22 protein-coding genes are annotated in these 14,604 nt (G+C 29.5%); all 22 read left to right on the top strand.

Features of this window, described 5'->3' with window-relative positions; all coding sequences use genetic code 11:
- Positions 1-13 precede the first annotated feature (13 nt).
- The 22 genes from CAAU_RS12820 (at position 14) to spoIIIAG (ending at position 14,545) form a co-directional block, all read left to right on the top strand.
- Positions 14-1,417 (top strand): GspE/PulE family protein, encoded by a 1,404-nt coding sequence (locus CAAU_RS12820; RefSeq protein WP_008909859.1) that lies wholly within the window; start codon positions 14-16, stop codon positions 1,415-1,417.
- 13 nt (positions 1,418-1,430) lie between these two features.
- Complete coding sequence (locus CAAU_RS12815; protein ID WP_008909858.1) at positions 1,431-2,489, top strand: type IV pilus twitching motility protein PilT; 1,059 nt, start codon at positions 1,431-1,433, stop codon at positions 2,487-2,489.
- 13 nt (positions 2,490-2,502) lie between these two features.
- A complete protein-coding gene (locus CAAU_RS12810; protein ID WP_008909857.1) occupies positions 2,503-3,018 on the top strand; it encodes a type II secretion system F family protein in 516 nt (171 codons plus the stop codon).
- Between the two features lie 110 nt (positions 3,019-3,128).
- Positions 3,129-3,602, top strand: coding sequence for a type II secretion system F family protein (locus CAAU_RS12805; RefSeq protein WP_207635478.1), 474 nt, complete (start codon positions 3,129-3,131; stop codon positions 3,600-3,602).
- 17 nt (positions 3,603-3,619) lie between these two features.
- Positions 3,620-4,357: a prepilin peptidase gene (locus tag CAAU_RS12800; RefSeq protein ID WP_008909855.1), complete on the top strand. Its 738-nt coding sequence runs from the start codon at positions 3,620-3,622 to the stop codon at positions 4,355-4,357.
- An 8-nt stretch (positions 4,358-4,365) separates the two neighbouring features.
- Complete coding sequence (locus CAAU_RS12795) at positions 4,366-4,818, top strand: hypothetical protein (RefSeq protein WP_008909854.1); 453 nt, start codon at positions 4,366-4,368, stop codon at positions 4,816-4,818.
- 8 nt (positions 4,819-4,826) lie between these two features.
- A complete protein-coding gene (locus CAAU_RS12790) occupies positions 4,827-5,237 on the top strand; it encodes a hypothetical protein (RefSeq protein WP_040306734.1) in 411 nt (136 codons plus the stop codon).
- 20 nt (positions 5,238-5,257) lie between these two features.
- Positions 5,258-5,629, top strand: coding sequence for a hypothetical protein (locus tag CAAU_RS12785; protein WP_156792099.1), 372 nt, complete (start codon positions 5,258-5,260; stop codon positions 5,627-5,629).
- Positions 5,571-6,017 (top strand): hypothetical protein, encoded by a 447-nt coding sequence (locus CAAU_RS12780; RefSeq protein ID WP_207635477.1) that lies wholly within the window; start codon positions 5,571-5,573, stop codon positions 6,015-6,017. Before CAAU_RS12785 ends, CAAU_RS12780 begins: the two co-directional genes overlap by 59 nt.
- A gap of 11 nt (positions 6,018-6,028) precedes the next feature.
- Positions 6,029-6,529 carry a shikimate kinase gene (locus tag CAAU_RS12775; RefSeq protein ID WP_008909850.1) on the top strand — a complete coding sequence of 167 codons (501 nt, stop codon included), beginning with the start codon at positions 6,029-6,031 and terminating at the stop codon, positions 6,527-6,529.
- 1 nt (position 6,530) lies between these two features.
- Entirely contained in the window at positions 6,531-7,406 is an 876-nt protein-coding gene (locus tag CAAU_RS12770) for a TIM barrel protein (protein WP_008909849.1), read from the top strand.
- Between the two features lie 58 nt (positions 7,407-7,464).
- Positions 7,465-7,899, top strand: coding sequence for a type II 3-dehydroquinate dehydratase (gene aroQ / locus CAAU_RS12765; RefSeq protein ID WP_008909848.1), 435 nt, complete (start codon positions 7,465-7,467; stop codon positions 7,897-7,899).
- Entirely contained in the window at positions 7,896-8,972 is a 1,077-nt protein-coding gene (locus tag CAAU_RS12760; protein WP_008909847.1) for an aminopeptidase P family protein, read from the top strand. The genes aroQ and CAAU_RS12760 overlap by 4 nt, the downstream gene beginning before the upstream one ends.
- A gap of 46 nt (positions 8,973-9,018) precedes the next feature.
- Positions 9,019-9,576, top strand: coding sequence for an elongation factor P (gene efp / locus CAAU_RS12755; protein WP_008909846.1), 558 nt, complete (start codon positions 9,019-9,021; stop codon positions 9,574-9,576).
- Between the two features lie 61 nt (positions 9,577-9,637).
- Positions 9,638-10,039, top strand: a complete 402-nt coding sequence (locus tag CAAU_RS12750) for a CD1247 N-terminal domain-containing protein (protein ID WP_008909845.1) — start codon at positions 9,638-9,640, stop codon at positions 10,037-10,039.
- A gap of 109 nt (positions 10,040-10,148) precedes the next feature.
- Positions 10,149-11,084, top strand: a complete 936-nt coding sequence (gene spoIIIAA, locus CAAU_RS12745; protein WP_008909844.1) for a stage III sporulation protein AA — start codon at positions 10,149-10,151, stop codon at positions 11,082-11,084.
- A 12-nt stretch (positions 11,085-11,096) separates the two neighbouring features.
- Positions 11,097-11,615: a stage III sporulation protein SpoIIIAB gene (spoIIIAB, locus tag CAAU_RS12740; protein ID WP_008909843.1), complete on the top strand. Its 519-nt coding sequence runs from the start codon at positions 11,097-11,099 to the stop codon at positions 11,613-11,615.
- A gap of 10 nt (positions 11,616-11,625) precedes the next feature.
- On the top strand, positions 11,626-11,823 hold the full coding sequence (spoIIIAC, locus tag CAAU_RS12735) for a stage III sporulation protein AC (RefSeq protein ID WP_008909842.1): 198 nt from the start codon (positions 11,626-11,628) through the stop codon (positions 11,821-11,823).
- A gap of 11 nt (positions 11,824-11,834) precedes the next feature.
- A complete protein-coding gene (gene spoIIIAD / locus CAAU_RS12730) occupies positions 11,835-12,221 on the top strand; it encodes a stage III sporulation protein AD (RefSeq protein ID WP_008909841.1) in 387 nt (128 codons plus the stop codon).
- Positions 12,222-12,233: 12 nt separating this feature from the next.
- Entirely contained in the window at positions 12,234-13,385 is a 1,152-nt protein-coding gene (gene spoIIIAE, locus CAAU_RS12725) for a stage III sporulation protein AE (protein WP_008909840.1), read from the top strand.
- A gap of 5 nt (positions 13,386-13,390) precedes the next feature.
- Positions 13,391-13,948 (top strand): stage III sporulation protein AF, encoded by a 558-nt coding sequence (spoIIIAF, locus tag CAAU_RS12720; RefSeq protein WP_040306728.1) that lies wholly within the window; start codon positions 13,391-13,393, stop codon positions 13,946-13,948.
- A gap of 9 nt (positions 13,949-13,957) precedes the next feature.
- Positions 13,958-14,545: a stage III sporulation protein AG gene (gene spoIIIAG / locus CAAU_RS12715; protein WP_008909838.1), complete on the top strand. Its 588-nt coding sequence runs from the start codon at positions 13,958-13,960 to the stop codon at positions 14,543-14,545.
- Positions 14,546-14,604 lie beyond the last annotated feature (59 nt).

Below are 14,604 nucleotides of genomic sequence, written 5' to 3'. Positions count from 1 at the left end.
TACAGGTGATAAAATGGAAGTTCAAAATTTAAATTTTGATGGAATAAGTTTAGATTTGTTTTATTTAGATGATATTATTCAAAGAGAACATCTTATACTGAAAAATAACAATATTATTCCACTGTATGTAAATGAAAATAGAATGGTTCTAGGTGTGAATGAAAATTCAAATGAAATAGTGATTAGAGATCTAGAAAATTTTTCTCATAAAGAGATATTAAAACTAAAAATAAAACCTACTACCAATTTTTTATCCAAAAATAGATATTATGATTTAACATCCGTCTCTAATTTACTTGATTGGATAATAGAGTATGCAGTTTTTAAGAATGCTAGCGATGTTCATATTGAGCCCTTTGAAAAATATGCACGAGTAAGAATAAGGATTGATGGAGAACTTAACGAGATTTTAAGAATATCCTATGAAGCTTATAATTTAATTACTAACAGGATTAAGTTCCTTGCAAACATGGATATTGCAGAAAAGAGGATTCCATTGGATGGAAAATTTTCTGTTAAATCAAATGAAATAAATTATGATTTAAGGGTTTCAACAATCCCTACTTGTTATTCTGAAAAAATTGTGATAAGGATTTTATATAGGGAATCTAAAATATTAGATTTAAATCAAATAGGTATGGCAGAAGAACATAAAAAAATTTTACTTGGTGCATTAAGCAAAGGTAATGGTATTATTTTAGTTACGGGTCCAACAGGTAGCGGTAAATCCTCGACCTTATATTCTATTTTAAAGTTATTAAATAAGGAAAGCCTTAATGTTATGACGATTGAAGATCCAGTAGAGTATTCTATTGATGGAATAAATCAAATAAATGTTAATCCAAAGGCAGGGCTCAATTTTGCAACGGGACTTAGGGCTATTTTAAGGCAGGATCCGGATGTTATAATGATAGGTGAGATAAGAGATAAGGAAACTGCAGAGATTGCAGTTAGAGCAGCAGTTACAGGACATTTAGTTCTTTCTACGTTTCACACGAATGATGTTTTTACAACTATAACTAGATTACTAGAAATGAAAATAGAGCCATATTTATTAGCTTCAGCAATTAATCTTATAATATCACAACGACTTGTAAAAAAAATTTGCCCCAATTGTAAAGAAGAATATAAGCCTTCAAATTTTGAAATGAAGACTTTGGGGTGGGACCAAAATATTTATAAGGCTAAAGGATGTAGAAAATGTAATTTTACTGGTTATAAGGGCCGAATTGGTATTTTTGAACTTTTGCAGATTAAAGAAAAACAAAGGGAGGTTATTGCAAACAATTTTAATGAGATAAAAATAAAAGAAACATGCTCAGATTATAAAAATTTAATAGAGTATTGCAAAACGCTTGTTGTCCAAGGGATTACAACCTTTGATGAATATTTAAAAATAGCTTATTTATATGATTAAGGGGGAATGGACATTGCTTAGTGTAGATGAATTGCTAAAAAAGGCTGTTGAACTTGAAGCATCAGATATTCATATAACTGTTGGTATTCCACCAACCTTTAGAATTAATGGTGTTCTACAACATATAGGTGAAGAAAAGTTAACTCCTAAGGATACGGAACAATTTGTTAAACACATTTTAAATGAAAATCAGTATGAATATTATATAAAAAATGGTGAAATAGATTTATCCTACTCTATTCAAGGTGTTGGAAGATTTAGAATAAACATTTTTAAACAAAGAGGGAGCGATGCACTGGCGATTAGAATAGTTGCTCTTCAGATTCCAACCCTTGAAAAATTAGGAATGCCTCCAGTCTTAAAAGAACTTTGCACAAAAACAAGAGGATTGATATTGGTCACAGGACCAACAGGAAGTGGAAAATCTACAACATTAGCAGCAATGATAAACGAAATTAACAATACCCGTAATTGCCATATAATTACATTGGAAGATCCTATAGAATATTTACATAAACATAAAAAAAGCATTGTTAATCAAAGGGAAATTGGCTATGATACAAAATCCTATGCAAGTGCACTAAGGGCTGCCCTAAGAGAAGACCCTGATGTTATTTTGGTTGGCGAGATGAGGGATCTTGAAACTATATCAATAGCAATTACCGCTGCAGAAACTGGACATTTGGTATTATCAACACTCCATACCATTGGAGCTTCAAAAACTATAGATAGAATAGTTGATGTTTTTCCACCCCATCAACAACAGCAAATAAAGGTGCAACTTGCAGCTGTATTAGAGGGTGTTATTTCTCAACAGCTTATAACAAGAGCTGATGCTTCTGGAAGAGTTTGTGCTATGGAAATAATGGTCGCAACTCCTGCAGTGAGAAATCTAATTAGAGAAGGGAAAACGCATCAAATAGATTCTGTAGTTCAAACAGGTGGAAAATATGGAATGAAGACTATGGATTCATCTTTGGTTGAACTTTACAAAAAAGGATTGATATCACAAGAAGACGCTTTAACCCATGCTGTAGATAGGGATATTATGGAAAGATTAATGAGACTATAAAGAGGTGTTTTTTATGCTACCCCTTAGGATTGAATTAAAAAATAAAATCCTTAAGGGGGGTTCTGTTAATATAAAAACTTTTTGCTTTTCAAAACGTGATTTGTCAAATTTATTTAGATGCTTTTATTTTGTTATATCTTCAGGAATTAATTTAGTTAAAGGTATCAATATATTAAAAGGTTTTTTGAGGAATAGAAAATACAATAATATTCTTAATAATATTTTTCAATATATAGCTATTGGCAATAGTTTGAGCGAGTCAATGAAACTTACTGGATGCTTCCCTGACTTTGTAATTGAATTAATAAAAATTGGTGAAAATACAGGAAAACTTGAGGAAATTTTTTTAGAACTTTCTAGCTATTATGAAGAAGAATACAATTTTGAAGCAAAACTTAAGGAAGCCATTTATTATCCTATATTTTTACTATCGACATCATTTGTTGCCTTTTTAATTATTTCCAAACAAGTAATTCCTAAATTTTTGTTTTATTCCGGGAACTTAATATTAAAGAGTTGCCGCAAATAACAAAATATGCAATTTATTTTAACAAAATTTTTTATTATTTTATTTTAGGTTTTACTTTTATGATTTTGGCATTTTTTGTTTTGTCCATTGTAAGGAACAAAAGGATAAAAATGTTTTATCACAGGATTATGTTAAGTGTCCCTTTATATAAAGATATAAAAACTAATTTAGAAATATCAAGATTCACAAAATGTTTAGCTTTAATATTAGAAAGTGGAGGTTCCATTATAGAAGCTCTTGAATCATCAAAAAAACTTATAGGGAACCTAATTATGTATGAAGATGTTGAAAGAGCAATAAATGACATTAAACTGGGGAAAAGTATATCAGAAGCTTTCAATATAAGTAGAACTTTTCCTTTGTTTTTTATTGAATTAATTTCAGTTGGTGAGGAAACTGGTGAATTGGAAGATTCACTGAAAAATATATCGAATTTTTTAAATGCAGAGATTTTAAAAAGATTAAAATCGTTAGTAAATATAATCAACCCCATAATAATAATTATCATATCAGTGCATGTAGGTTTTTTGGTTTTATCTATAATGCTTCCGATGTTTGAACTTTTAAATAATTTTAATTTATAGATACAGGGGGAATTATTTTGGCAATATTGATTTTTATTATTGGGCTTATAATAGGAAGTTTTTTAAATGTTTGTATATATAGAATTCCAAGGGAGGAATCGATAGTTTTTCCTCCCTCCCATTGTCCGAACTGTAAATTAAACCTTAAATTGAAAGATTTAATTCCTTTGATTAGTTATGCGGTTTTAAGAGGCAGATGTAGATATTGTAAAGCCAGGATATCTCCTGTTTATCCATTTATTGAATTTTTAAATGCTATTTTATATTTTTTAATCTATATTAAATATGGGCTTAATTTAGAGTTTATAAAATTTGCTTTTTTGGCATCTTTAGTTATTGTAATTGGTGTTATCGATTATTTTACTACTGATATTTATACTAATACTATAATTGTGGGATTAATTGTAGGAATAGCTTTTGCAATTATTAGTTTCTTTGTTGAAGGAAGTATTATGATTTATATAATTGGCTCTTTAATCGGTGGAGGAGTCATTTCGTTGATTATTCTATTGACTAATGGAATGGGATGGGGAGATGCAGAGCTTTTATTCATTATTGGTCTATTTTTGGGAGTTAGGTTGACATTAGTTACTTTATTTTTATCTTTTATAATTGGTGGAATTGTCGGAGGTATCCTAATAATATTAAAAATTAAATCAAGAAAGGATTATATCCCATTTGGTCCTTTTATTTCGATTGGAGCAGTAATTTCTATTTTGTTTGGGGAGTTTATAATTAATAAATTATTGTTTTAGTGGTGATTATGAAAAAGGGGTTTACTTTATTAGAATTTACCTTATCAATATCAATTATGCTATTAGTTTTTTCAGGACTTGTTTTCCCTTTTAAAAATTATAGTAATATTTTTTTGGGATATTCGAAGAATATGCTGATAAGCGATTTAAAACTTAGCAAAATTATGGCATATTCAAAGGGGGTAGAAGTAACTTTCGCTTTTATTAAAGACGATAAATCTAATGATTACATAGGCTATAATGTTTCACAGGGACTTAAGTTTGTAAAAAAGACCTATTTTCCGAAGGATATAATTATTTCAAAAAGTTTAAGCACTATTCCAACTAGTGGTCTATTAACCTTTAATTCTAATGGAAGTGTTTCTCCTTATGCCTGCACGATTGTTTTAATAAATAAAAAAACTAATACGATAAAAAAGATAACTTTAACAATTGGATTTACGAGGATTACAGATAAGTAGTGATGATTATGAAAAAGGGGTTTATTGTTATTAGAACAATTGTGATTGCTGGGATTGTATCAATTCTTTTAATGTCATTTATTAATTTAAATAATAAAATGTTAAACAATATATTTAAAGCCGATGAAATTGAATATATGCTAAATACATGTAGAAGCATTGTTGAGTTGTATAAATCTGAAGAAGAAAGGATAGGGCCACTAGAGGTTATCGTCCCATTTGATGATTTTGATGAATTGAAAAGTGAAATACTTTTATTTGGTGTTAGAAATTTTTTAAATTTAAATTTTAATGTTCAAGAAGATAAAAGATATCAATTGATGATAAAAGTATTCAATAATTATGGTTTTGAAATATTTAAAATTAAATGTAAAGGAATAAGGAGTGAGGTAGAGCTTTTTTATGCTAAACCATTATGAAAAACAAAGGTTACTTATTAATGGAAGTTATTATATATTTTTTAGTAATTAGTCTAACATTTATTCTGACTATTGAGTTTTTTATGTTTTCAAACAAGTTATATAAAAATATTTTTAAAGGTCTAGAGGGTAGAGAAAATATAAGAATTGCTACAGAATTTTTACAAGATAAAATACTTAGTTCTAAAAATATTTATTTTAATAATGGTATTTTGACGGTTGACAACAAAAAAATTTATCTAAACAAAGATGTTTTAATTTATGAATATAACTCTACTCCAGTAGTAGATAAAATAAATTATTTTAACGTTATAGATCTTGGAAGGGGAGTTTATGAAATTCATATATCATCGGGAAGCTATGTTAATAAAGTTATCGTTAAAAAACGGTAAAAAGGGATTTGTAGAACTAATCCTTATAATTATTTTTGCTGTCTTAATGAGTATATCATTTTTTGCATTAAATACAGCTTACAATAATTTCAATGAGATATATCAAATAAAAAATAAAACTCAATCTAAATATTATGCTGAAATAGGACTTAATTATGCAATAGAAGGGATTAAAAATAAGATTTTTACTGGAAACAGGCAATTTTATTTATTATTCGAAGGTGACTATATTAACGTTTCACAGACCCTACTTGGTAAAAGATATGCTTATATAAAGATAATCTGCACTAATGGAGTAGGATACATTACTTACAATATATCTGCCAAGGGAGTTTATGACGATTATTTAACTTATTTAAGTGAGCAGATAACCATTAAAAATGATTAGGAGGTTAAAGAGTGAAGAATATTTCTTTAATAGGAATGCCCGGCTGTGGGAAAACTACAATTGGAAGAATATTAGCAGAAGGATTAGGATACTATTTTGTTGATTTAGATGAATACATTGAGAATAAATGTGGGATGAGAATTGATTATATTTTTGAAAATTTAGGAGAAAAATTTTTTAGAAAATTAGAATCAGAATCCTTAAAAGAGATTATAGCAGGATCAAAAAAAGTGATAGCCACGGGCGGGGGCGTTATTACAGTTGAAGAAAACATAAAGATATTGAGGGAAAATTCTTTAGTCTTTTATATAAAAAGAGATTTAAAGGATATATTAAAGGATATTGATATTGAAAAAAGACCTTTGCTGAAGGATAATCATAATGCAATATATGAGCTATATAATAAAAGGCATAAGATATATCAAAAATGTGCACACTTTTTAGTTATCAATGACAAATCAGCTTATGAAACTGCAAAGCATATAATGATGATTGTTAGACGGGAGGTTTAATATGACAACAAAATTTGGACCGTCGGGGATTTCTGATTCTTTTTATGAGGATGGTTATAAATTATCTATTGATTATCCAATGTGGTTAAATAAGATGGGATTGGAACTTTATGAATATTCCTTTGGTAGGGGAATAAATTTAAAGGAAGAAACAGCAATAAAAATAGGAGAGAATTCCCAAAAATATGGTATTCAATTATCTATTCATGCACCATATTATATTAACTTTGCAAGCGAAGATGAAGATATTGTCCAAAAATCAATAGGATACTTAAAAAAAAGTTCATATTTTGCTAAAATAATGGGAGCAGATAGGGTAGTTTTTCACCCAGGTTCTTCAGCAAAGACAGATAGGAAAAGAGCCTTTGATAATTGTAAAAGAGGAATATATGAAGCAATAGATGAGCTTGTAAAGGAAGGACTATATCCAGATATAATGATATGCCCTGAAACTATGGGAAAACAAAACCAAATAGGAACTTTAGATGAAATTTTAGAGATTTGTGAGTTTGACGAAAAAATAGTTCCCACAATAGATTTTGGACATATTCATGCATTAGGACGAGGAGCATTAAATAGCGTTAATGATTTTGAGTATATTATAAATAAAGTTGAAGAGAAACTTGGAAAAGATAGAGTTAAAGATATCCATTGCCATTTTAGCAGAATAGAGTGGACAAATGCAGGTGAAAAAAAGCATTGGACGATTGACGATATAGACTTTGGTCCTGAATTTAAGGATCTTGCAATAGTTCTCGTTAAAAAAGATTTATCATTGAGGATAATATGTGAATCAAGAAAAAACATGGCGGAAGATGCATTAAAGCTTAAAAGAATATATCTTGATACATTAAGCAGCTTAAAAGACAAATATTAATTGCATTGTTGGCATAAATTTGATAAAATACAATTGTTGTTTAAGAGGATGTGATCTTATGAAACTTTTAATAATCAATGGACCAAATTTAAACATGCTTGGAAAACGTGAAGTAGACCTTTATGGAGAATTAACTTACGATGAATTGTGCCAAAAGATATCTGATTTTGCTAAACAGCATAATGTTGAAGTTGATTTTTATCAAAGCAATGTAGAGGGTGAGATAATAAATAAAATTCATTCTGCTGAGGGAATCTATGATGGGATTATTATAAATCCAGGTGCTTATACACATTATAGTATCGCTATTTATGATGCATTAAGGTCTATTCAAATACCAGCTATTGAAGTTCATTTGACAAATATCTATTCGAGGGAGGAATTTAGAAGAAAGTCGGTTATTGCTCCTGCTTGTGTTGGCCAAATAAGTGGTTTTGGCTATTATTCATATATTTTGGCAATTTTTTATTTTACAAAGGGGGAAGAAGTATGAATATTTTAAAAAGATTAGAAAATTTTAGAAGTCATTTTGATGAATTAGGAATTGATGCTGCTTTAATCATTGGTGACTACAACAGAAATTACTTAAGTGGATTTACAGGCCATGAAAGTTTTTCAGTCATTTTAAAGGATAAAGCTTACTTTCTAACTGATGGTAGATACATAGAACAAGCTCACAAGGAAGTTGTAGGCTACGAAGTTATAGAATATAAGCCACCTATACACGATGCCGTTAAAAACATATTGTTAGAAAACGATGTAAAGGTTTTAGGAGTAGAAGAAGATAGGTTTACATTTCAAGATCTAGAAATATATAAAGAAAAATTAGGAGACATAAAAATAGTTAAACTAAATCATACTATTGAAAAGATAAGAATGATAAAGGAAGAAGAAGAAATAGAACTTATCGCAAAGGCTGCTTCAATTGCCGATATGGCCTTTGAACATATTTTAAAATTTATCAAGCCAGGAGTTGCAGAAAGAGATATTGCTTTAGAAATAGAATACTTTATGAAAAAGCAGGGTGCACAAGGGCTGTCCTTTGATTCAATAGTAGTTTCAGGTGCTAGGTCTTCCTTGCCACATGGAACTCCAACTGATAAAAAGTTAGAGTATGGGGATTTTGTAACTTTAGATTTTGGATGTATATATAATGGATATTGTTCTGATATGACAAGAACAATTGTTGTTGGTAAGGCAACAGAAAAGCAAAAGGAGATATACAATGCAGTTTTAGATGCAAATGAAGCGGCATTAAAGGCAGTAAAGGAAGGTATTAGCTGCTTTGACCTTGATAAAATAGCAAGGGATATAATAACTGAAAGAGGATATGGGGAAAGATTTAGCCATGGTTTAGGACACGGAGTTGGAATGGAGGTTCATGAACTTCCAAGGGTTAACTTTAGAAGCAATGAAGTTTTAGAAGCAGGAATGGTTATTACTGATGAACCAGGGATTTATATTCCAGACTTTGGTGGAGTTAGAATTGAAGAATTAGTTGTTGTGACTAAAGATGGATATAGAGTTCTTTCTCATTCACCAAAGCATTTAATTGAAATCGAGTAATTTTTAATAATTTAGATAAAATTCACAATATGGAGGGATAATATTCATGGTTTCAGCTGGTGATTTTAAAAAAGGAACTACTTTTGAACTCGATGGACAAGTTTTTACAGTTGTTGATTTTATGCATGTAAAGCCTGGAAAAGGAGCTGCCTTCGTAAGAACTAAGCTAAAGAATGTAGTAACAGGAGCAGTTATTGAAAAATCCTTTAGCCCAACTGAAAAGTTCCCAGAAGCAGTTATTGAAAGAAAGGAAATGCAATATCTTTACAATGATGGAACTTTATATTACTTTATGGACACTCAAACTTATGAACAAATTCCATTAAACTATGATAAGGTAGAAGATGCTATCAAATATTTAAAGGAAAATATGACTGCTATAATCAAGTTCTACAAAGGAGAAGCTTTTTCAGTTGAACCACCAACATTTGTTGAGTTAGAAGTTGTTGAAACTGAACCAGGTGTTAGAGGTGATACAGCAACTAACGCATTAAAACCAGCAACAGTTGAAACTGGTGCTACATTTATGGTTCCGCTATTTGTAAATGTTGGCGATGTTATAAGAATTGATACAAGAACAGGTGAATATATGAGCAGAGTTTGATGCATACTATTATTAAGCAGTGGTAAATACCACTGCTTAAATTTTAAAATGGGGTGATTTTATGAACATAGTTAAGGAAAGGGTTTCATACTTAAAAGGGTTGGCTGATGGTCTTGGGATCAATGAAGATACAAAGGAAGGCAGGCTATTAATAGCTATAATCGATGTTTTGGATGAAATCGCAGAGGAAATAGAAAGAATATACGATGAACAGTCTGATCTTGAGGATTATGTTGATGCAATAGACGAAGATTTAACAAGATTAGAGGATGAAATATATGATGAGGATGATGAGGACGACGGATTTGTTGAAGTTGAATGCCCACACTGCCATGAGAAGATATATCTTGATGAAGATGTTTTTGAAGATGAGGATGAAGATGAAATTATATGTCCTAACTGCAGCGAACCTATTTTTATAAAAGATGAATGCAACTGTGATGATGAAAATTGCAATTGTTAGTCCCTAAATTTTTAGGGACTCTTTTTTTATGCGTAAAATAATAAGTAACTTTTTATCATAAAAAATTGAGGACAATAATAAACTTTATATTAAGAAAGGGGGGATATGTTTGATTTTAACGAAAGAAATAATAGAAATATTTCCTGAAGAAATATCATTAGTTTTTAGAAGGACAGAGCCTAACGATATGCAAGGCATTCAAGAAATAAGGCTAAGAGCAAATAAGCCCCTCATGATTGTAAAAAACAATTCAGATTTTTTTATTGGGATAAATGGCGGCATTACTTATGATTGTAATAGTGCGTTTTTAGTTAATATTAAGGATATTGAGAGGACGATTCAAAGGATGACAAATTATTCTTTGTATTCCTTTGAAGATGAATTTAGAAATGGCTATTTGACACTAAAAGGTGGTCATAGGGTAGGAATTGTAGGGAGAACGGTTTTAGGCAGTGAAGGTATTAAAACGCTTAAGAATATTTCTGCATTAAATGTAAGAATTGCAAGGGAAATTAAGGGTTGCTCTGATGCAATTGTAAAAAAATTATATTCAGATGGTATAAAGCATACTTTAATTATATCACCACCAGGATGTGGTAAAACAACCCTTTTAAGGGATATAATAAGAAATTTAAGTGATGGCAATAAGAGATTAAATGTAAGAGGATATAGAATAGGTGTTGTTGATGAAAGAGGAGAAATAGCAGCATGTCATCAAGGAGTTCCACAGCTTGATGTGGGTTTAAGGACGGATGTATTAGATTCCTGTCCAAAGACATTAGGAATTTATATGCTTTTAAGGTCTATGGGACCTGAAATTATTGCAGTTGACGAAATAGGTGGATTAGATGATACAAAAGCAATTCAGGATGCTTTAAAGGCAGGAGTAAAAATTATTGCAACTGCCCATGCAGGAACTTTTGATGAGATTAAGGTAAGAGCTGGTTTTAAGGAAATGATAGAAAATAGTTTTTTTGATGTAGTTATAATTTTAAGTAATAAAAGGGGACCGGGCACAATAGAAAAAATTATTTACCTAACATAAAGGAGGGGTAAAATGCTAAAGTTAATAGGGGGATTAATTATTATTATAGCATCTACTATAACAGGTTTTTACATATCTCATTTGCTTTATGAGAAGGTAAGGCAGCTTAGGGAACTGCAATATGCTCTTCAGATTTTAGAAAGTGAGATAATTTATTCGGCAGAACCTTTATATGTGGCATTATCAAATTTATCGTTAAAAGTAAATGAACCATTAAAAGCTCTTTTCATAGATTTAGCAAATTCAATAAAGGATTTTGAGAAGGACACATTGCATGATATATTTATAAATTCTTTTGACAGACACAAGGATCGCTTTTTGCTAGAAAAGGAAGAAATTGAGGTTTTAGTTAGTTTCTTTTCTAGTTTAGGGACAAGCGATTTAGAGGGACAAAAAAAGAATTTTAATTTAACTATGAAAAAACTAGATATGCTTGAAAAGAAGGCGGATGATAAAAGACAAAGGAATGATAAACTGGTTAAATACTTAGGGTTTGCTTCAGGAATACTTATAGTTGTTATACTAGTTTAGGAGGGGGATTATGTTTGATGTTAATATTATCTTTAAGATTGGAATGATAGGAATTGTAATAATTATTCTCGATAAAATATTTGATAGCCAAGGTAAAAGCGATTTTGCTACCTTAACTACACTAGGGGGAATAATTATAATTTTATTCTTAACAATAAATATGCTAATAAAACTTTTTGATACTGTAAAATCCATGTTCCAATTTTAGAAGGTGATTTCATGGAAATAATAAAGGTTATTTCAATTGCTTTTATAGCTTCAGTATTAATATTATTTATCAAAGAAGACAGGCCTGAGTATGCAGTTCACTTGAGTATAGTTACAGGTTTAATAATATTTTTTATGATGATTTCTAAACTTACTATAGTAATACAAGCCATTCAACAAATTGCTGTAAAGGCTAATATAGACTACACATATTTAAGCATTGTCTTTAAAATAATTGGAATAGCATATTTGGCTTCCTTTGGGATTGAAATTTGTAAAGATTCAGGTCAAAGTTCTATTGCGGGTAAAATTGAATTTGCTGGGAAAATATTGATATTGATTTTATCCTTGCCTATAATGCTTGCGGTAATCGACTTAATAATTAAAATTCTACCATAGGATGTGGTAAATATGAAAATAATGTTAAAAACATCAGCATTAATATTTTTGTTTTTGTTTTTTATTAACATATATGTATTTTCTATGAATAAAGATCCAACTTATACTGATTTTTCTTCTTTAGAAAAAGTATCGAAATCGTTACAACAAACGTATGAATATTTCCCAGAATTAAGTTTAAAAAAGATTCTAGATGATTATAAAAGTTCTGGATCGTTGAAGTTAACTTTTAAGGATTTTACTAAGAATATTATTGGATTTTCGATTAAAGAAATCTTGATTAATTATAAATTGTTGATTGAACTTTTGGTAATTGGAATTATTTCGGCTCTTATGCATAACCTTCAAAATTCCTTTGATGAAAATAGTATAGCTAAAATCGCTAATTTTGCAATATTTCTTTTAATAACTACTATTATAATTAAAAGTTTTACATATGCTATTTCAATTGCAGCTAAAGCTATAACTGATATGGTTGAATTTATGAATGCATTGATTCCGTCGATGATTAGTATTTTGATTGGAACAGGTAGCGTAGCAACAGCAACAACTTTAGATCCGATCATTATGTTTTTTATAAAGTTTTCCAGCGATATTATAAAAAACTTTGTTTTACCTGTAACTATAATCGTTGTAGCTGTCCATATAGTAGATAATTTAAGCGATGATATAAAAATTGGGAAATTAGGGGATTTTATAAATACAATAAATACTTTAGTTTTAGGATTTTTAATGACGGTTTTTATAGCGATTATTACAGTTAGAGGAATAACAGCTAATACCTTTGATGAAGTGGCTCTTAAAAGCACTAAGTTTGCTGTTGATAAGTTGATCCCAATTGTTGGTGGTGCTCTTTCGGATGCGGTTGCAACTGTTGCAAGCTATTCTTTAATTTTAAAAGATGCTTTGAGCGTATTCGGTGTAGTTATGATTGTTGGAATTTGTGTTTTTCCTCTTATAAAAATAATGGTTATTAGTTTAATTTATAAATTCACTTGTGTAGTTTTAGAACCTATAGTAGACAAAAAAATTGTAGAGGGTTTAAATGCAGCTAGTAAATCTTTAACGATTGTGTTTGCTGCTGTTTTATCCGTTGCTGTTATGTTTTTTATAATGATAACTATTTTAGCTTCTGCTGGCAAAGTTATTGTTAATGTTGGGTGATGGGTATGCTGAGTTTTTTAAGTTCTTGGGTTAAGATGATATTGAGTATATATATTTTCGCTACTTTAGTAGAAATAGTCTTGCCTACAAATAAATTTAAAAAATATGTTAGGTTTGTTTTAGGCTTTATAATCTTAATTACAATAATTATGCCTATATTTCAATTTATAGGCAAAAATATTGATGTTGAAAATACCGTCGCGTCATATTATGAAAAATATAGTTTAGAGGATGGAAAGAATACTAATTTGAATGAATACAATAAGCAATTAATTTTGGAGTTTAAAAATAATTTATCAAAGAGGATAGAAGAGGATATAAAAAATAGGTTAAACCTTGAATATGTTGTTAAAGATATAAAAATTGATGAAAATATGAGTTCGCTAAGCTTTGGTAAGGTATATTCCTTAACTTTAATTAGAAGCTACAAAAGTAATGTGAAACCAGTTGAAAAGGTAGTAATAGGAAGGACAAATGAGGAAGATGCTGAGACAATAAAGGTAAAAAAATATTTATCTGAGTATCTTAAAATAAATCAAGATGAAATAATTGTTATAAAGTGAGGGATGGGTATGAATTTAAAGGGCCTTTTAGATAAAAATATGAAAAATCCAAAGAAGTTTATTTTAAACATGATTATAGTAATTTTGATAGGTATTTTGATGATGCTTATCTCAAATGTTTATAAAAGTATCAATTTAGCAGACAAAAAGAAAAAGGAGGAAAAGTCTGTTATTGAGGTTTCAACATATGCTCCACAGCTTACATATGAGGAAAAGTTAAAGAAGGATTTAATAGATATATTAATGCAAATAGATGGTGTAGGAAAAGTTAATGCTATGATTTATTTTGAAGAGGGTGCAAGCACAGTTCCAGCCTACAATGAAAATAATAGCATAAGAAAAATAGAAGAAAAAGATAACCAAGGAGGAACCAGAATAACAACAGAAAATAGCAGAAATATAAATGTTGTTCTTATGAATGAGGGGACTTCGAATAAACCTTTTATTATAAAAGAAATTCGCCCAAGGATTGGAGGTGTTATTGTAGTAGCAGAGGGAGCTAAGAGTCCTATAATTAAGGAACAAATCATAAATGCGGTGAAAACTGGTTTAAACATTCCGGCAAATAAAGTATCTGTTCTTCCTATGAAAAATTAATTATATAAAAATTATATATATCATATAAATTTATTAGATTATATTTTAGGAGGGGGACT

Origin of the sequence: Caloramator australicus RC3 (assembly GCF_000297115.1) — a bacterium.
GTDB lineage: Bacteria > Bacillota > Clostridia > Clostridiales > Caloramatoraceae > Caloramator > Caloramator australicus.
This window is presented reverse-complemented; position numbering and strand designations above follow the sequence as displayed.